Genomic DNA, 17,741 nt, shown 5'->3' on the forward strand with positions numbered 1-17,741 from the left:
AAGGGTTGAGAAAACAGCGTTACCGGCCCGGCCAGCGTCGCCGAGAATTGGGTGATTTTAGGTAAGGCGGTCCCTTCATTGCGATACTCTTCCGGCGCCGGTTGCGCGCCAAACCAGCGCATGCCCTGTTGGTAAGTCACCCGGGTATCGAGAGTGGCGTTGCCGATAGTGTGATGATGGGACAGCCCCAGCTTCCAGCCTGCGGTTTCCCGGCGCTGAACATCGATTTCAGTGTTGTCAATAAAATTACGGGACGCCCGGCGATAAATTTCACCGTTGAGCAGGGTTTTCTGGTCGGCGTTGCGGTGTAGCACCCGACTGATCTGGATCGCCAGGTTTTGGCTTTTGCCCCGGTATTGAATCGCCTGATTCAGCCCGGCGATGGTCTGCATATAATCGTAATGACTGGCGGTCACGCTCGCCATCCAGTAGCCGAAGGGCAGCGAGTAATAGAGCGTGTCGTTTTGGCTGCCTTTCCCGGCAGACGCATGAATATCGCGCCCACCGGAGAGATAGAACAGGTCGCTTAACGCCAGCGGGTTATCCAGAAAAAAGGTTAATCCGCCCTGATAACGGCCGGTGCTTTTGGACCCGGTATCATCCAGATACGTGGCGACTCGCCAGTGCCGTGACTGACGCCAGTCCAGCACAATATCACTCTCCCCCGGTTGTTCTGCCGGGACAATGTTCATCTCCGCCTGAACCGTCGGGAAACGTTGCAAGTTTTCCAGTCCCTGCTCAATGTCCCGTAAATCCAGCAATTTTCCTTCACGCGCGGGAAAGGGGGTTATCCGCTGGATATATTTTCCGCTATCGGGGGTATAGCGGATATGCCGGATGTTGCCCGGTATCATCACCAGTTTTAGCGTTTGGGTATGCAGATCCTGACGAGGAACCAGAACCCGGCTGGTGACATAGCCGTGATTAATGAGCTGATCTTGCAATCGGGTCATCAGCCGGTTAATGCCCTGAGCGCCGAGGCAATGGTTTTCGCCCTGTTGAGCGACACGCCTGAACGGCAACCAGTGCGGGAAATTTTCAGTGCCGGCCAACACGACACGGGTGATCGGAAAACACGGCGTTTCCAGCGGAAAGGCGGAAGACACCGCCTGTTCGGGGACAGACAGGTGAACCTCCGCAGAGGGTGGGGCTAATTGCGCCTCCAGGGCTTGCTGGCGTGCCTGTTGATGAATGAGTTGTTGTGCTGAGAGGTCTGCGGCCTGACTGCCTGAAACCACGCTATAAAAAACCGCAAACACTAAAATACTGCTTTTCATTGACTTTCTATTCCACAATGCCAGAGCGGTATTAACCACGAATTTAACTTAGCGATCAATATTTAGGATTGATGATCAACCGGGCATCTAAAATAGGGGATTGGTTAAGTTAGCAGCAAAAACAAGGGGTTATATTGAAAAGCAAAAAACAGGCCAATGTGATTATTTTGTGACAACATTGTATAAAAAACAGATTAATATTAATCATTTAATAACCAATACTAATAATTTCAAATTAATTTCATTTTTTGTGTTAATTATGTGATATTAATCACATTTATGATGTTTTATTTCAGGATGTAATCACTGAAAAAGTGATGATTGTCGTAAATTGGTGATGAAATATTATCTTTTTTGATTATGTGGATGATGACTTTTAGCTCAGCCGCCAGACCGAAATTTATGGGCGCAAAGCAGGCACAAGGAAAAAACAAAACGGGCAAAGCCGATATCGCGCTGAGCCTAATTTAGTCACTTTACCGAGTAGAGCATCAGATCAAGGGTTTAAGCCCGGCAGAAAAATACCGGCTCCGACAGGAAAAAGCGATACTCATCTTGGCCGTTTTAATATGGCTCAGAATTGAATGATGATGCTCCGTTAAAATCTAAGATATTGAGGAGGTTAATGTGCGGTATATCCACCATCAACGAGGTGGTAACTACCGGTAATGAAAGACGCATTCTGAGATAATAGGAAGCAAGCTAGTGCAGCGACTTCATCTGGTGTTCCGAGGCGTTCGACAGGATGATGTTTGATCATTTTTTGGACTGCATCGGTGTCGATCCTAGACATCAATGGTGTGTCGATGCAGCCGGGCCCGACGGCGTTAATTCGGATCCCTTGTTTTGCATACTCCAGCGCAGCAGTTTTTGTCATGCCTAGCAATGCGTGTTTAGCTGCTACGTATGCAATTGAGTTGGCGAGACCAACACTACTTACGGCCGAGGCCATGTTAACAATCGCACCACCGCCAGAAGCCAACATCGCGGGAATTTCGTACTTCATTGAGTACAGCACACTGTGCAGATTGACGTTGATGACCTGATGCCAGTCATCCAACGGATAGTCCACGGTCCGATGAAACGAGCCGGCTATCCCTGCGTTGTTGACTGCCAGATGCAGCGCTCCGAAGGTCTCTACCGTTTGGGCCACTAAGCGCTCCACCGCGGACGCTTGGGTGACGTCAAGCTGAATGGCAATAGCCTTATCAAGGTCATTGGCGAGGGCTTGAGCCGCGTTGCCGTCAAGATCAGCCACAACAACTTTCGCGCCGTTTGCCGCTAGTCGGCGGCATATTGCAGCACCAATACCCATTGCACCGCCGGTAACGATTGCCACCTTATCGTTAAAATCTAAAGTCATATATTCTACTCCTATAAATGATACAAACTAAGTTCATACTATCCTTAAGCGTCGGTAGTATGAGCTTGGGATTGACGGCAAATAGTTTTTTCTTATTCTGCGGTATAGAACATCTTCTGTGGTATAGAATAAGGAATATACCCGTCATCTTTCAAGTTGCCTCTTTGTTGGCTGCACTCACTCACCCCGGTCACATCGTTATCTATGCTCCCGGGGATTCGCTCCCTTGCCGCCGCGATGCATCTTGAAATCCATAGGATATATATGTTTTCTGCGTCTGTGAATATCTTTCTATACCAGCCCGTGGCATATTCTGGTCTATTAGATAATCCAATATTTTTAATAGGTTTAATAGGTGATAAAATTAGTTTTAGTTTACGTTGATCTTTTTTTATTTATGTTAAAGATATTATTTTGTTGTCGTAAGATAACGCTTAATAAATTATTCTTTCACTTAATATTATATTTTTTTATAAGTTGTTATATTGGATGATTTTGTAAATAATAAGTCGCATTTTGAATTAATATCATACCTGTTATTTAGAATGTATAGCGTGTTTTTCATAGGTTGTCAAAATAAAATTTTTATAATTTCCGCTAATTTTTTTGGTTTATGTTTAAAAGTATTTTATGTTTTCTAATAATTTTATTTGGTACTAATAGAGAGAAAATAAAATATAATGTTATTTAGCATTTATGCATAGTAAATGCAGATAATGGTTCTACTTTTAATAATAAAGTTTAGTAAATTAAATGATATTATTTTAAAAATAGGAGAAAATGAAATTTCTGATTTGGAATGGTAAATTGATGGTAAAGATGATTTACATTATTTCAGCCACAAAGTAGTAAGTTTAAGCCCCTGAATAGGAAGTTGGTAATCAGTTGTGATGGAGATGTTTCTTTAATGCTAATATATTAAGAAATAATTAATTATTTGGCGATGGTGTTATCATTCGGTATGAATGGGTTATCGGTTTTTCCTATGTAAAAACAAGATTGAGGAAAGTGATAATCGCTATTGAATCGTTTTCACTTGAAAAGACTTTACTTGTTTCTCTAATCTAAGTAAATCATTGAGGTAGGGAACAATACGGTCAATTTGTTACAAATAATCTCAATAGGCAGGAGGGGGGGCTGAAATTTAAGAGCATTTAGGTTATAGTCAATTTTCTTAACTGGATAGTTAATTTTATATTAAGTTATTGTCAGATTGTTCACCTCTTTTGTTGTTTTGGTTATCGGTTTACTCTGATTTTTGAAAATTAAATTCGGTCAAATCTTATTTTACATTTAAGTAGATAAATTTCTAGCGTTATTAATGAATAATTATTTATTTATTCGTTTTATCTATATGTAGTAGATTTAATTTATGCACTTTTTATTCGATTTTTATTCACGCAAAGTGCATAAATTGTGCATAAAAATACTTTTTGGAATTTTGAACAAGATCAAAAAGTATTTTTTTTGTGTACAACTTGTGTTGACTTTGTTAAGTATGGGCAACAGTATCTGTCTAATGGCTGAGCAACTATGTTTTAGGAAATAGTCATGGGATTAATAAGAATAATATTAAATAGATCCTGTAATCTTATTATTTTTAAGGCTTTTTAGGTTTCAGTTTGGTAAACCTTTTACTTGGCATACATTAAATAAGTTGTGTAAGTGTGAGACGAAAAATGATGCGGGGCATATTACTTTCTCTCATCCGTGTGCTCTCTATTTTAAGGGGAAATGATCTATGTTAGAAAATATTCAGAGAAGTTGGTTTGAACACTATATGGTACCCTGTTTCTCTCCTGCTAAGTTCATACCTGTTCGGGCCAAAGGTTCGAAAGTATGGGATCAAGATGGCAAGGAATATATCGATTTTGCCGGTGGAATTGCCGTTAATTCATTAGGGCATGCACATCCTGAATTAAAGGATGCGTTAATTTCTCAGATTGATAAAATATGGCATATAGGTAATGGTTACACCAATGAACCTGTCCTAAAATTAGCAAAAAGACTCGTGGAAAATACTTTTGCTGATAAAGCGTTTTTCTGTAATTCAGGGGCGGAGGCTAACGAAGCAGCATTAAAGTTAGCCAGAAAATATGCCGCTGATAAATATGGAAAAAATAAGAATGAGATTATTTCATTTAAAGACTCTTTTCATGGTAGAACATTATTTACCGTTACAGTAGGAGGGCAGCCAAAATATTCACAAGATTATGCCCCTCTCCCGCAAGAAATTACGCATCTTCCTTATAATAATTTAGCGGCGATCAGAGAACACATTTCTGAAAATACCTGTGCGGTTATTGTCGAACCTATTATCGGTGAGGGCGGTGTTATTCCCGCAGATCCTGCATTCTTACAGGAATTACGTACCTTATGTGATCGTTTTCAAGCGCTGCTTATTTTTGATGAAATTCAAACTGGGGTGGGCCGTACAGGATACCTTTATGCTTATCAGGAATATGATGTTAAGCCTGATATTCTTACCAGTGCTAAAGGTCTCGGTGGCGGTTTTCCTATCGGCGTTATGTTAACAAAACAACATATTGCAGCAGTTTTTCAACCTGGAACGCACGGTACCACGTTTGGCGGTAATCCTCTGGCGGCGGCAGTTGCCAATAAGGTGCTTTCTATTGTTAATCAGGCGGAGCTGCTCACCGGCGTTTTGCAACGTCATGATTACTTCATGGATAAATTATCGAAACTGAATCAGCGTTACCAAATATTCAGTTGCTTGCGAGGTAAAGGGCTGCTTTTAGGTGCTGAATTGGATAAGGCTTGGCAAGGTAAGGCGAAGCAATTAACTAACTTGGCAGCAGAGGAGGGATTAATTGCTTTGATCGCGGGTCCAGATGTGTTGCGCTTTGCGCCAGCATTAAATATCGAATTTGCTGATATTGATGAAGGTCTGGTTCGTCTTGAAAGTGCCATCATGCGGTTTGTAGGTTAATAGTAAATTGAAGGTGACGTTATGATGCTTTTCCGAGCTGTCCGGCATAGTGACTTAAATGGGGTTCAGTCTTTATCTCAACGCGCGGGTATAGGTTTGACATCTTTTCCCAATAACCTGGAGCAATTACGCTCACGCATTGCACGTAGCGTTGATACTTTTGAGGGAAAACTGACTAGGGCTCAGCAGGGATTCCTTTTTGTGCTGGAAGATATCAGCGTGAATCGTGTGGCGGGTGTCAGTGCTATCGAAGTGGCGGTTGGGCTGGAGGAGCCGTTTTATAACTTTCGGGTACAAAAAACCATTCGTTCATCACGTGAATTGGGAATTTATAAAGCTATTGAAGCGTTGACTTTGGAACAAGATCAGACCGGTAACAGTGAATTGTGTACTTTGTTCCTTGATCCGGAATATCAGAAGGGAAGAAATGGGGTATTTCTCTCCAAAGCACGTTTTCTTTTTATCGCCGCATTTAGGGATATTTTTTCTAAAATTATATTCGCTGAAATGCGAGGGGTTGCAGATGAGCAAGGAAATTCCCCTTTCTGGAATTCACTGGGACAACATTTTTTTGGTATTCCTTTTTCCCAGGCAGATTACTTAACCGGTATTGGGTCGAAAACCTTTATTGCCGAACTCATGCCCCTTCATCCTATTTATATCTCCTTATTATCTGCTGAGGCACAGAAGGTGATTGGGCAGGTCCATGAGAAAACAGTACCCGCGCGGGCAATTCTTGAAAAAGAAGGTCTTATTTATCAAGGTCATATCGATATTTTTGATGGCGGCGCTTTATTACAGGCTGAGATTGACCGGATACGTGCGGTAAAAGAGAGTCGTCTCGTTTCTGTCAGTAAAGCCGAATCAGTGACCAGAGATGATGGTGTTCCTTGTATCGTTGCCAATCAGCAGTTTAGTGAATTTCGAGCGCTTTTATTGAATGTGGCGTGTGACAGTAATGAACTTTTTTTAACAGCCGCAGAGATGGATGCACTTCGAGTAAGCGATGGGGATCAGGTGCGACGGGTTAGTCTCTTTCCAAAGGAAAATTAAGCATGAATTATAAAGCACATTACATTGGGGGAAGATGGATTGAGGGGCAGGGTGAGTCGATAACTAAATTTTCCCCAATAGATCAACAGATTCTGTGGCAAGCTAACAGCGCCGATGCTTCGCAAGTCAGAGCCGCTTGTCGTGCTGCCCGCGAAGCGTTTTATGGCTGGTCACATTTGCCCGCCAGTGAACGGATTAAGGTCGTTCAGACGTTTGCGGCTTTGCTGAATGAGGAGAAAGAGACGCTTGCTCGTGTTATCAGTCAGGAAACCAGTAAACCGTTATGGGAAACTCGGACTGAAATACAATCCATGATAGGTAAAGCGGCTATTTCTATCGAAGCGTGGGAACAGCGTACCGGTGAATCAGAAACGATTATGCCAGACGGCCGTGCCTTACTGCGTCACCGTCCTCACGGCGTGATGGCGGTTTTTGGTCCGTATAACTTTCCCGGACATTTGCCTAATGGTCATATTATTCCCGCGCTTATTGCGGGTAATACACTGGTGTTTAAACCGAGTGAATTGACACCGATGACCGCAGAAGAGACGGTGAAACTATGGGAAAAAGCCGGTTTGCCCGCAGGTGTGCTCAATCTGGTTCAGGGAGCACGCAATACCGGGACAGCATTGCTGGAGGATAAGCAGATTGATGGCGTGCTGTTTACGGGAAGTGCCAATACTGGCTTTCACTTTCACCGAGTGCTTAGCGGTCAGCCAGAGAAAATGTTGGCACTTGAAATGGGGGGAAACAATGCATTGATCGTCGATGCTTGCGACGATATTGATGCCGCTGTTTACACTATTGTGCAGTCAGCGTTTATCTCTGCTGGTCAACGTTGCACCTGTGCCCGTAGATTGTTGGTCAAAAATGGTGCGCACGGAGATGCGGTGATTAAGCGTCTGGTGGAGGTGACAGAGCGGATCATACCATCCCATTGGGATGCCCAACCTCAACCGTTCATTGGTGGAGTCATTTCTCTACAGGCGGTGCAGAATCTGTTGGAAGCGCAAGATCGGCTACAAAAACTGGGTGGTATCTCTTTGGTTTCGCTGGAGCAATGCCAGCCGCAATCAACGTTGTTGACCCCAGGGATTATTGATGTTAGCCAAGTCGCTGATGTTCCTGATGAGGAGTATTTCGGGCCGCTGCTCATGCTTATGCGTTATGACACATTTGATGAGGCGCTGGCAATTGCCAATAACACCCGATTCGGATTGGCTACCGGTTTAATTTCGCCGGATGCTGCTCTGTTCCAACGTCTGTCGGAAGATGCCAGAGCGGGCATTGTGAACTGGAATAAGCCGTTGACTGGGGCTTCCAGTAAAGCGCCTTTCGGTGGCATTGGTGCGTCAGGAAATTACCGACCTAGTGCTTATTATGCTGCTGATTACTGTGCCTGGCCGATGGCATCTCTGGTTGCCGACGAACTCACTTTACCTGAAACGCTTGCGCCGGGGCTTCATTTCCCTGAATAACCGTTTAACGGGATAGGTTTCAATTTATACAATTTTTCCAGAGGGATTTATGGCTGGTTTTGAAGCAAATTTTGATGGGTTGGTCGGCCTGACCCATCACTATGCGGGGCTTTCTGTGGGTAATAAGGCTTCGATTAATAATAAGGACAGCATATCTAACCCGCGTAAAGCCGCGCTGCAAGGGTTGATGAAAATGAAAGCGCTGGCTGATGAGGGGTTTATTCAAGGAGTGCTTCCTCCTCAACAACGCCCTAATATTCCAGCCTTGCGTAATTTAGGTTTTGTGGGCAGTGATGAGCAGATACTGCATAAAGCAGCCAAATATTCTCCGGTGTTATTATCAAAACTGAGTTCTGCTTCATCAATGTGGACCGCAAATGCGGCAACCGTGTCGCCTTCGGCGGATAGCGCTGATCAGCGAGTTCATTTCACGGTAGCTAATTTAAACAATAAATTGCACCGTTCGCTGGAAATAGAAACGACGGCAGCCGCGTTAAAAGCCACGTTTGCTGATCAAAACTATTTTGTCCATCATCACGCGCTTCCACAACATGAAGATTTTGGTGATGAAGGGGCAGCAAACCATAATCGCCTTGGCGGTGATTATGATACGCCGGGCGTGCAGGTGTTTGTCTATGGCCGTAGCGCATTTCGCGGCGGCCCGGCACCTAAACGTTATCCTGCCCGGCAAACATTGGAAGCCAGCGAAGCGATTGCGCGGTTGCATCAGCTTAATTCGGCACAAACCGTTTTTGTCCAGCAAAACCCGGTTGCTATTGATAGTGGGGTTTTTCACAACGATGTGATTGCGGTCAGCAACCGAAATGTCCTTTTTCACCATCAGTATGCTTATCTTAATCAGTCTCAGGTTCTGACCGAAATTAAAGAGAAAATGGCAATATTGGGACAGAATTTTGTCACGATTAAGGTGCCTGCTGAGCAGATCAGCATCAAAGATGCGGTTGATGCTTATCTTTTTAATAGTCAGTTACTGAGTAAAACTGATGGGAAAATGGTGATCGTTGTTCCTGAAGAGTGCCGCCAACATTCCGCTGTCTGGGATTATTTGCAATCGCTGAGTGCACAAACCTCTTCGCCTATTAATGAAGTCCGTGTTTTTGATTTGCGGGAAAGTATGCGTAATGGCGGCGGCCCGGCCTGTTTGCGTCTGAGGGTGGTACTCAACGATGCTGAATTTCGTGCTGTTAATCCCGCAACATTGATGAATACACAACTTCACCAGCGCCTGACCCAATGGATAGCGCACCATTATCGTGATGAATTATGTGCTAGTGATCTGGCCGATCCCCAATTACTTCGCGAAGTTTATACCGCGCTGGATGAGCTTACGCAGATCCTGAATTTAGGATCGATCTATGAATTTCAACGCTAAATTGGAGCAGATATGGATCTGTTAACGTTATTGCTTGAAAAAAAACTTGCCGACCACCTGATATTTCCGGAAACAATAAATGCGCATTGGTTGGCAGAAGGGGCATTGCAACTGATTCCCCATGAAGGGGGAAATCGGTCTTTGGTGATTTCTGCCGGTATTCACGGTAATGAAACCGCGCCTATTGAAATATTGATTCAGTTACTTGCACAGTTGGCGGATGGCACGTTAACACTAAAAAATAACTTGTTGATCATCTTCGGTAATTTGCCTGCGATGCGTGCGAATCGACGTTATTTACATCATGATTTGAATCGCATGTTTGGTGGCCGTTACCTGAGTTTTCCGCTAGGAAATGAGCGATCACGTGCGGCTGAACTTGAAGACGTTGTGAGTCGCTTTTTTGCTGAACCTTTGGTGTCGTCGGCAAATATTCGCTGGCATATTGATCTGCATACCGCTATACGCGCTTCTCACCATGAGCAATTTGCCTTGTTACCTGCTCAGAATCGCCCTTTTTCTGCTGAATTTATGCAATGGTTGCATGACAGCGATATTGATGCGCTGGTTTATCATCGTGAGAAAGCTGGGACTTTCAGCCATTTTCTGAGTGAAAAGTTTGGGGCGGATAGTTGTACAATGGAGATGGGTAAAGCAATGTCTTTTGGGGAAAATGATTTAACCAGATTTCAAAAAATTACGGATGCGCTTTATGGTTTAATTTCTTTATCGCCAATAACAGCACGTATTAAATCTGAGCTGAAACATTACCAGGTAATTAATTCCATTATTAAGAGTCACGACAGTTTTCAACTTCATATCCCCGCAGATACCTTGAACTTTACTGAATTGCCAGAAGGATTTGAAATCGCCGGCCAACATGATCGCCATTGGAAAATTAAATTTCCGGCGAAGTTTATTTTATTTCCTAATGCTGAGGTTGCTAATGGATTACGGGCAGGATTGTTACTTGCTTTAAATGAAAAAATAATTAAATAAATAAGACATTATTCCATTTTCTTCCTGAAGCCGTAAAAACTTCTTCTTCAGAAAGATTTAGCAGTCAACTGCTTCTTTAATGACGGACGGGTATTATCATGATAAAAAATAATAAAACTAAACAAAACCTTTCGGCAGAGAAATTTGCTGATACACAAACGCTTCATAGAGGGTTGAGTGCACGTCATATTCAATTGATTTCCATTGGTGGTGCTATTGGCACAGGTTTATTTATGGGGTCAGGAAAAACCATTGCTGTATCGGGTACATCGATCATTATTACCTATGCGATTGTTGGTTTTTTTGTCTATATGGTGATGCGGGCAATGGGAGAATTGCTGCTGACTAAACTGAATTATCGCTCTTTTGCTGATTTTGTATCGGATTATTTAGGTACCAAAGCCAGTTTTTTTCTCGGCTGGACTTATTGGATGAGTTGGATTGTCTCTTGTATTGCTGATGTTGTTGTATGTGGCGGCTACATTCAATATTGGTTTCCCGGTGTTTCTCTTTGGGTGCCCGCATTTATAACGCTAGGTTTACTGGGTACATGTAATCTTCTTTCTGTCCGCTTATTTGGTGAAACTGAATTCTGGTTCGCCATAATTAAGGTCATTGCGATTTTAGCGCTAATTATTATTGGTGTTGGTATGGTGATGGTAGGCTGGCAATCACCGGATGGTATGATCGCCTCTGTGAATAATTTGACTGATCCATCGGTATTTTTGCCAAATGGTATTTTTGGTTTTTTTGCTGGTTTTCAAATAGCGATTTTTTCTTTTACCGGTGTTGAGTTAGTTGGCACGATGACGGCAGAAACAAAAGATCCGGAAAAGATATTGCCGAAAGCAATTAATTATATCCCGATGAGAATTATGATTTTCTATATTTTCTCCATGTTGAGCATCATTGCCGTCACTTCTTGGGGACGGATCTCAGCTGAAACCAGCCCTTTTGTGACACTATTTGCCTTGGCGGGTCTGCCTGCCGCTGCCGCAGTGGTTAATTTTGTTGCATTAACGTCAGCAATGTCCTCTGCTAATAGTGGATTATATGCTTGTACACGTATGCTTTATGGCTTATCAACGGAAAAAAACGCACACCAGAAATTTAAAATTCTTTCTCGCAATACAGCGATTCCTGTACATAGTCTGATATTTTCTTGTTTCTGTATGGTGGTTGGTACGTCACTTTTGTTTATTGTACCGAATGTCATGCAGTTATTTACTATTGTATCAACCGTTGCTTCGATTATGGTGATTTATAGCTGGTGTGTGATTTTGGTTGCCTATTTGGTTTATCGTAAGAATTGCCCTGATGTGCATAAACGTTCAATATTTAAGATGCCTTTGGGGATGTTAATGACTTGGCTGACCCTGATTTTTTTCATCTTTACTATAGTGGTAATGGTTTTTGACCCAGATACCCTGGTCGCGCTCTGTGGCACGCCTTTATGGTTTATTATGTTAAGTATTTTATGGCGCGTAAAAAAGAGAAATGAGGCACAGGAAGAACAACGTTATCAGATATCAAAAGAGAGTTTTCGTTCATAGGCAGCTAACTGAGAAATAATAAATTGAAGCAGATAGAAAAATAGCTTCAATGGCGATCTCATATTAGCCGAAACGGCTCATTTGATTGTACGATATTCAACGGATGCCAAACAATTAACTCAGGTGATAATCAAATCGTTTGGCGGGCCGGGGCTTGCCTTTGCAGATATTTTAGTCAAAGTTGCGTTATTTCTTTTGATTTCACTCCCGATTGAGCCATTAGCTAAGCCGAATAGCTTGCACCTACAAAATGTTTAGCCATTTCGCTACTAAACAGGCTTTCATGTTACGTGATTTCTCTAGCGGAAGCGGTATCTGAGGTACGCAAAGAAACCTATGGCGAAGACTTGGGGCAGAACAACTGGTCCCCTGTTGACGAATTTAGAAAGTTTTCCCAATGGCTTCAATTGTCCGATCGCTCGCATGTGCTGGATATATGCAGTGGGTCCGGGGGACCTGTCCTGTTCTTGGCTAGGACCGGTGGCTGTCGGATGACGGTGGTTGACATTCATCCTGATGGTCTTCTTACCGCCCGACAACTTGCGGCGGATTTTGGACTGGAAGACCGAAGTAACTTCGTCGATAGTGATGTTCGTCAACCTTTGCCATTTCCCGACGGTACCTTTGACGCGCTATGGTGCATCGACTCTGTAATTCATATTCCGGATCGGTTGGCCTTGTTGCGTGAGTGGTGCCGACTACTTAAGCCCGGAGGACGGTTTTTGTATACTGATCCTACTTTGGTAACAGGCATGCTTAGTAAAGACGAGATCGTGGTACGTGGTATGCCAGGTTATTTTCTCTACACTCCGATCGGATTGAACGAGCGTTTAATCAGCGAGGCGGGTCTTTGCCTCGAAAGGCAGGTGGATCTTACCCAAAGCGTTGTTGAGCTTAGTGAGCGCTGGCATGCCGGGCGCGAGAAGCGCAGGGAGCAATTCATTGCAATGGAGGGTGAAGAAATGTTTGAGCGGATGCAGAATTTCTTGTCCACCACACAGTTAGTCTCAATCGAAAGAAGGCTGTCGCGCGTGGCCTTTATTGGTTATCGCCCGTGATATCTTTTACCTCTTTGCCCTATTGGGCAGGGAGGTATCTTACACATTTTATCTGAATAATGGTGTTAACCTTCGGTCAGCTCTCAACTTCACTGTTTCTGGTTAGACAACACATCATGTCTGCTATTCTCCAGATTTCCTTAAATAAATAATTATTGGTCTTTATTGTCAATGGAGATTTTATGAATTATTGAGATATTATTGCAATGATGAAATAATATTATTTAGATTATTATGGAATAAAAATATAATGATTATTTAATTGCATGTGTAATATGGTAATAATTCTCAGGTTGTCAATTATATAGGTGATTGAAATTATTTTATTTTTGTCTCTTTGCTATCTTATTCTGATGTTTAAATTAAAGTTTTATTAATTGTGTCTGAGTTTGTCTTTTTTGGTTTAGTAATCTACTTTTATTTAAGTTGGAAAATAATAATATAAACTCATTAGATCAAATGATTTATATTGTAATATTATTTTGTTGCTAAGTTTTTATTTATAGCAGGATTGTGAATTAAGTTATTATTTACGTTAAAGACTATGTGGGTATATTAATGATAATAATGAGGTTTATTCTCGTTTCATTGGATACCGAAATCATAATTTAAGCAAGGAGAAAAATATGAGTTTAAATAAAAAAGCTTTCTTTATTTCCACTTTTTTATTCGCTATGAGTCACGTTAGTATGGCATGTAATATTGATCCAACGGTGAGCAATATAATAAAAAGCTATGGGCTACAAGAAACTAAATTGATGTCTATGTATAAAAATTGCGAATTGGATGTGGTGAATACCGGAAATAGAATTATATTAATTAATAATAAATCCCAAAATAGGGATGAACGTGTAGAGATAGCGATATACTGGTATCGAGGAATGGGAATAGAGGAATATAAATTATTTGATAGTAATAACTTTAAAAGAGTTCCCTGTGCTAACATTCCGAATCGTTTTTGCGGAATTTCTCCTGAGTATACTTACGCCAAGAGCTATCCGATGAGAGAAGATAAAAAATTCGTTATAGAATTTAGTACAGTAGAACCTGGCTGGCTATATAATGAATTTACGATTAAACATAACTGCAAAATTGATGTTGAATCAAGAGGAGAATCATATGGGTTGGGTGGAATAGGCGCGTTGAAAAAAGATAAGTCAAATTGTCAGCCTAAAGGTTATAAGGTAGGGGATGAGTTTAATAAGTGGCTATCAGAAAAGCCAGCTAAAATAGAGGCTACAATTTCTTATGTGCAATTACCTATACCGAACTCATCCTTAATATCTGTTATATAATCATGTCATTATCGGCTTTAAACTCTCTTTTTAGCACCGAATGCCTGGCTGGCTTTGGTGCTTTTTCTTGATTACAGAAGGAACTCTATTAGGTGGAAAAGAAAATTTTCATTGTGAAATGTTTTTCAAAAGGCATATTGTCATGTAACTATTTGTTTTTTCTCTTATTTCATTACTATGTTTTTTTCATATATTCTAATTAAATATTTTTTAATTTAATTATATTGGAATTTGTTTTTGTTTTTTACAGTTAGATAATCTACCTTATTTGCGACAGATAATAACAATGAAGATTAATATATTGATTAGTTTGTTATATATTGTCTGTAATAGTGTTTTTAAATCAACATATAATGATGAAATCTATTTTCATTTAATTAGATATTAAAAAAACAAATAAAGCAAGGATAGAAATATGAGTTTGAATAAAAAGGTTTTCCTTATTTCCCCGCTTTTATTAGCTATCAGCAGTGTTAGTATGGCATGTATGAAAGATCCGGAGAACATTAGAAATCAGGTAAAAGATACAATAACTGCAAATGGATTGGCAAAAACCAAAGTAATGTCTTTATACACAAATTGTGTTCTTAGAGTGAAAGACAACACACCAAATAAACTTACGCTAAAGAGTAGTAAAACCGCAAATAGTGATAATGAGGCAGAAAAATCGATGTACTGGTATCGAGGAATGGAGATAAAGGAATATCAAACATTTGATAAGAATAGGAACGAGAAAATTTCTTGCGTTCAAGAAAACAGTTTCTGTGGAATTGCGCCTCAATTCACTTACTCACAAAGTTATCTAACGAATAAAAAACCAGGTGTTGTTATTGAATTTAAGACGGAAAAGGCTGGCTGGTTATATAATGACTTTACAACTAAACATAAGTGTAAGACTAAAGCCGAAGGTGGAGGAACGTATGGGCTTGGTGTAACAGGAACATCGGCAAGTTGTGATTCTGCATATAAACAACGCGGAATAGGAAATATATTTAATGAGTGGTTATCAAAGAATAAAGTACAAGCCCAAGTCGCGTATGTATTATTAAAGAAACAGAAAAAATAAGCTTATTTGTGCTGAAACTATGCAATTATCAATCTTGAATATACGTAGATAAATATAAAGGTGAGGTGCCGCATATATGCGGCACGATTAATTTGTTTTTTGTAGTTCATTGTGTGCAGTTAGATAGTATAAGTGTTTTCATTGAAAAATATTTTACAATAGTTATAAATGATCATGTGGTTTTTTATAAATTTTATGGTCGAGTGTAATTGCAATCTTGTGAGGTTATTTAGATTGTTATGATATGAAAAATCAGTAGTTATTATGTTGTATATATAACATGTGAATGTTGATAAATTTTTTATTTTATATATTGTTGAAATTTTCTTTATTTATTTTATATGTTTAAGCAAGATATTTTTTTAATTTAATGATTTTGTAATTTGTGTTTTTTGATCTAATAATCTATACTTACTTTAGAAAGGAAATAATAACTAATTGAATTAAATGATTTATATTGTAATATTCTATTGTTATTAATTTCTTATTTATGCCTGAATTGTGATTTAAATTATTATTTATGTCTTAAATTATATTTCAACTTAATAATGATGAAATTTATTTTTGTTCCATTGAGTGCTAAAACCATAAATAAAGCAAGGAGAGAAATATGAGTTTGAATAAAAAAATTTTCCTTATTTCTCCATTTTTATTAGCTATTAGTAGTTTCAGTATGGCCTGTGTGAAAGATCCGGAGGAAGTTAGAACTGAGGTAAAAAAAGTAATAAGAAGCAATGGCCTGCAAAATACTGAAGTGATGTCGCTGTATGAAAATTGCGAACTTAGAGCGAAATTAAGCGGTTTTGAAAAGAGAAATGACGTTGAATTAAATAACACTTCTACTCATAATCAGGAGGCTAAGGAAGTAACAGCACAGTATTGGTATAGAGGGATGGGCAAAAATGAATATATATCATTAGACAAAAGTGGATATAATGCAATCCCTTGTGTTAAAGAAGAAAGCTATTGTGGAATTGCACCTGAATATACTTATGCAAAAAAATTTCCGAAAGATAAAAATAAGGATGAAAAGCCAAAAATTACTATAGAATTCACTACAGAAGGAGCTGGTTGGTTATATAAAGAATTCAGTACACCAATAAAAGAAGGAGGACATGGGTGTAAAATTAAAGCGGAAGGTGGAGGGTCATATGGGCTTGGTAGAACAGGAACATCGGGTGATAAAGTGAGTAGCTGTAAGCCTGATAAATATAAGGTAGGTGATGAATTTAATCAATGGTTATCAGAAAAAAGAATACAACATAAAGTTGCTTATGTATTGTTACCGAAAAAGCCATAAAAATAAGGTTTAACCTCTGTTCTGTTACCATATAATTATCAACCTTAAATTTGTGCAGATAAATATAAAGTGCCGCAATATGCGGCACGATTAAATTGTTTTTTGCGGTTCATTACGTGCACCGTTCTGCTCTGTTATCGAATTTATCCATATTGACGTCAACTAAGATCCATTGACCACCAATATATTTGCCAAGGTTTTCAGCGAGATGTTTTGGTACTTTGGATTTCGCCACGTCTGCCATAATTGCGGCGTCGTATTGCAATGGGCCATCAATGATCAGATCTGGACGTTTTTCCTGAGCCAAACGAGTTGCTTCACGAACTTTCTAAGCGGTTGATGATTTGGCTTCTTGAGAACAAGTAGGGGCAAAGAAGATCCCAGCGTAATGGCTGGGATAGTTTTCGGGTTAATCTTCGTATTTGAGATTTACATTGAGTTTCACTTTTTCAATATCAAGTGTGATAACACAGGAATGCCAAAAAGGTGTTTTCTCTGATTTAAAATTATCTAAAAGATAGATCCTTAACTCAACCAGTAAATCTAACAACTGAGGACTGGCATCATAAGTATCATTAATCCATTTTTCTTCGCCATTCTTATTAACGTAATCGTAAGTAAACTCACCGCTATCATTTTCGGGTTCTAATGAAACATTAACAATGACCTTAGATGCATCATCAGGAGCTATAGAAAATAAAGCCTTACCAATATTATTATAAATCCCTTGATCATCTCTCATCATTTTTCGTTCGGAGCATTTGGAAGACTCTGTCAATAACTCTACCATTATCTACTGAATAACTCACAGTAAATTTGTCAGGTCTAAGACTATCACCAGAATAAGTAGGCTTTATCTTCACATCTATAACCATGAAAGAACTCGCTTAAAATTGAATCGCCTGAGTCCAGTAGAGTTCCGAACTCAGGCATTATTAGTTGCTTAGTGTAACCTG

The 17,741-nt window shown here is 40.2% G+C and carries 13 protein-coding genes and 2 pseudogenes; 11 read left to right on the forward strand and 4 right to left on the reverse strand.

The genetic code is table 11. The features are described 5' to 3' along the window. On the reverse strand, positions 1 to 1,316 hold a 1,316-nt coding region (locus tag LG003_RS12220; protein ID WP_262980838.1), incomplete at its 3' end, for a ShlB/FhaC/HecB family hemolysin secretion/activation protein. Between the two features lie 583 nt (positions 1,317 to 1,899). After that, positions 1,900 to 2,640 carry an SDR family NAD(P)-dependent oxidoreductase gene (locus LG003_RS12225; protein ID WP_112877638.1) on the reverse strand — a complete coding sequence of 247 codons (741 nt, stop codon included), beginning with the start codon at positions 2,638 to 2,640 and terminating at the stop codon, positions 1,900 to 1,902. A 1,741-nt stretch (positions 2,641 to 4,381) separates the two neighbouring features. Between LG003_RS12225 and astC the strand changes: the two genes are divergently transcribed. The 10 genes from astC (at position 4,382) to LG003_RS12275 (ending at position 16,785) form a co-directional block, all read left to right on the forward strand. After that, the gene (gene astC, locus LG003_RS12230; protein ID WP_112877634.1) at positions 4,382 to 5,590 is read left to right on the forward strand and encodes an aspartate aminotransferase family protein; all 1,209 of its coding nucleotides are present in this window, start codon (positions 4,382 to 4,384) and stop codon (positions 5,588 to 5,590) included. A 21-nt stretch (positions 5,591 to 5,611) separates the two neighbouring features. Next, positions 5,612 to 6,643, forward strand: coding sequence for an arginine N-succinyltransferase (astA, locus tag LG003_RS12235; protein WP_112877632.1), 1,032 nt, complete (start codon positions 5,612 to 5,614; stop codon positions 6,641 to 6,643). A 2-nt stretch (positions 6,644 to 6,645) separates the two neighbouring features. Next, the gene (astD, locus tag LG003_RS12240) at positions 6,646 to 8,121 is read left to right on the forward strand and encodes a succinylglutamate-semialdehyde dehydrogenase (protein WP_112877630.1); all 1,476 of its coding nucleotides are present in this window, start codon (positions 6,646 to 6,648) and stop codon (positions 8,119 to 8,121) included. A 49-nt stretch (positions 8,122 to 8,170) separates the two neighbouring features. Further along, positions 8,171 to 9,514, forward strand: coding sequence for an N-succinylarginine dihydrolase (astB, locus tag LG003_RS12245; protein ID WP_262980839.1), 1,344 nt, complete (start codon positions 8,171 to 8,173; stop codon positions 9,512 to 9,514). A 12-nt stretch (positions 9,515 to 9,526) separates the two neighbouring features. Continuing rightward, the gene (gene astE, locus LG003_RS12250; protein ID WP_262980840.1) at positions 9,527 to 10,513 is read left to right on the forward strand and encodes a succinylglutamate desuccinylase; all 987 of its coding nucleotides are present in this window, start codon (positions 9,527 to 9,529) and stop codon (positions 10,511 to 10,513) included. A 98-nt stretch (positions 10,514 to 10,611) separates the two neighbouring features. Further along, positions 10,612 to 12,066, forward strand: coding sequence for an amino acid permease (locus tag LG003_RS12255; protein ID WP_262980841.1), 1,455 nt, complete (start codon positions 10,612 to 10,614; stop codon positions 12,064 to 12,066). Positions 12,067 to 12,356: 290 nt separating this feature from the next. Continuing rightward, positions 12,357 to 13,124 carry a class I SAM-dependent methyltransferase gene (locus LG003_RS12260; protein ID WP_262980842.1) on the forward strand — a complete coding sequence of 256 codons (768 nt, stop codon included), beginning with the start codon at positions 12,357 to 12,359 and terminating at the stop codon, positions 13,122 to 13,124. A gap of 626 nt (positions 13,125 to 13,750) precedes the next feature. Next, the gene (locus tag LG003_RS12265) at positions 13,751 to 14,419 is read left to right on the forward strand and encodes a hypothetical protein (protein WP_262980843.1); all 669 of its coding nucleotides are present in this window, start codon (positions 13,751 to 13,753) and stop codon (positions 14,417 to 14,419) included. 415 nt (positions 14,420 to 14,834) lie between these two features. Then, positions 14,835 to 15,485, forward strand: coding sequence for a hypothetical protein (locus LG003_RS12270; RefSeq protein WP_262980844.1), 651 nt, complete (start codon positions 14,835 to 14,837; stop codon positions 15,483 to 15,485). Between the two features lie 610 nt (positions 15,486 to 16,095). Beyond that, the gene (locus tag LG003_RS12275; protein WP_262980845.1) at positions 16,096 to 16,785 is read left to right on the forward strand and encodes a hypothetical protein; all 690 of its coding nucleotides are present in this window, start codon (positions 16,096 to 16,098) and stop codon (positions 16,783 to 16,785) included. A 214-nt stretch (positions 16,786 to 16,999) separates the two neighbouring features. Here the strand turns inward: LG003_RS12275 and LG003_RS12280 are convergent. Together LG003_RS12280 and LG003_RS12285 are read right to left on the reverse strand one after the other, a co-directional pair. After that, positions 17,000 to 17,113, reverse strand: a pseudogene (locus LG003_RS12280) (phosphate acyltransferase); the annotation flags it as partial. Between the two features lie 81 nt (positions 17,114 to 17,194). After that, a complete protein-coding gene (locus LG003_RS12285; RefSeq protein WP_262980846.1) occupies positions 17,195 to 17,530 on the reverse strand; it encodes an immunity protein YezG family protein in 336 nt (111 codons plus the stop codon). Positions 17,531 to 17,639: 109 nt separating this feature from the next. Between LG003_RS12285 and LG003_RS12290 the strand changes: the two are divergent. After that, positions 17,640 to 17,732, forward strand: a pseudogene (locus LG003_RS12290) (IS3 family transposase); the annotation flags it as partial. Positions 17,733 to 17,741 lie beyond the last annotated feature (9 nt).

The organism is Photorhabdus kleinii (assembly GCF_025384885.1).
GTDB lineage: Bacteria > Pseudomonadota > Gammaproteobacteria > Enterobacterales > Enterobacteriaceae > Photorhabdus > Photorhabdus kayaii.

Excerpts from the sequence above, each read along its gene's own strand:
- astD (WP_112877630.1), top strand. The coding sequence starts at position 6,646 with ATGAATTATAAAGCACATTACATTGGGGGAAGATGGATTGAGGGGCAG.
- astC (WP_112877634.1), top strand. The coding sequence starts at position 4,382 with ATGTTAGAAAATATTCAGAGAAGTTGGTTTGAACACTATATGGTACCC.
- LG003_RS12270 (WP_262980844.1), top strand. The coding sequence starts at position 14,835 with ATGAGTTTGAATAAAAAGGTTTTCCTTATTTCCCCGCTTTTATTAGCT.
- astA (WP_112877632.1), top strand. The coding sequence starts at position 5,612 with ATGATGCTTTTCCGAGCTGTCCGGCATAGTGACTTAAATGGGGTTCAG.
- LG003_RS12275 (WP_262980845.1), top strand. The coding sequence starts at position 16,096 with ATGAGTTTGAATAAAAAAATTTTCCTTATTTCTCCATTTTTATTAGCT.
- astB (WP_262980839.1), top strand. The coding sequence starts at position 8,171 with ATGGCTGGTTTTGAAGCAAATTTTGATGGGTTGGTCGGCCTGACCCAT.
- LG003_RS12225 (WP_112877638.1), bottom strand. The coding sequence starts at position 2,640 with ATGACTTTAGATTTTAACGATAAGGTGGCAATCGTTACCGGCGGTGCA.
- LG003_RS12285 (WP_262980846.1), bottom strand. The coding sequence starts at position 17,530 with ATGATGAGAGATGATCAAGGGATTTATAATAATATTGGTAAGGCTTTA.
- LG003_RS12255 (WP_262980841.1), top strand. The coding sequence starts at position 10,612 with ATGATAAAAAATAATAAAACTAAACAAAACCTTTCGGCAGAGAAATTT.
- LG003_RS12265 (WP_262980843.1), top strand. The coding sequence starts at position 13,751 with ATGAGTTTAAATAAAAAAGCTTTCTTTATTTCCACTTTTTTATTCGCT.
- astE (WP_262980840.1), top strand. The coding sequence starts at position 9,527 with ATGGATCTGTTAACGTTATTGCTTGAAAAAAAACTTGCCGACCACCTG.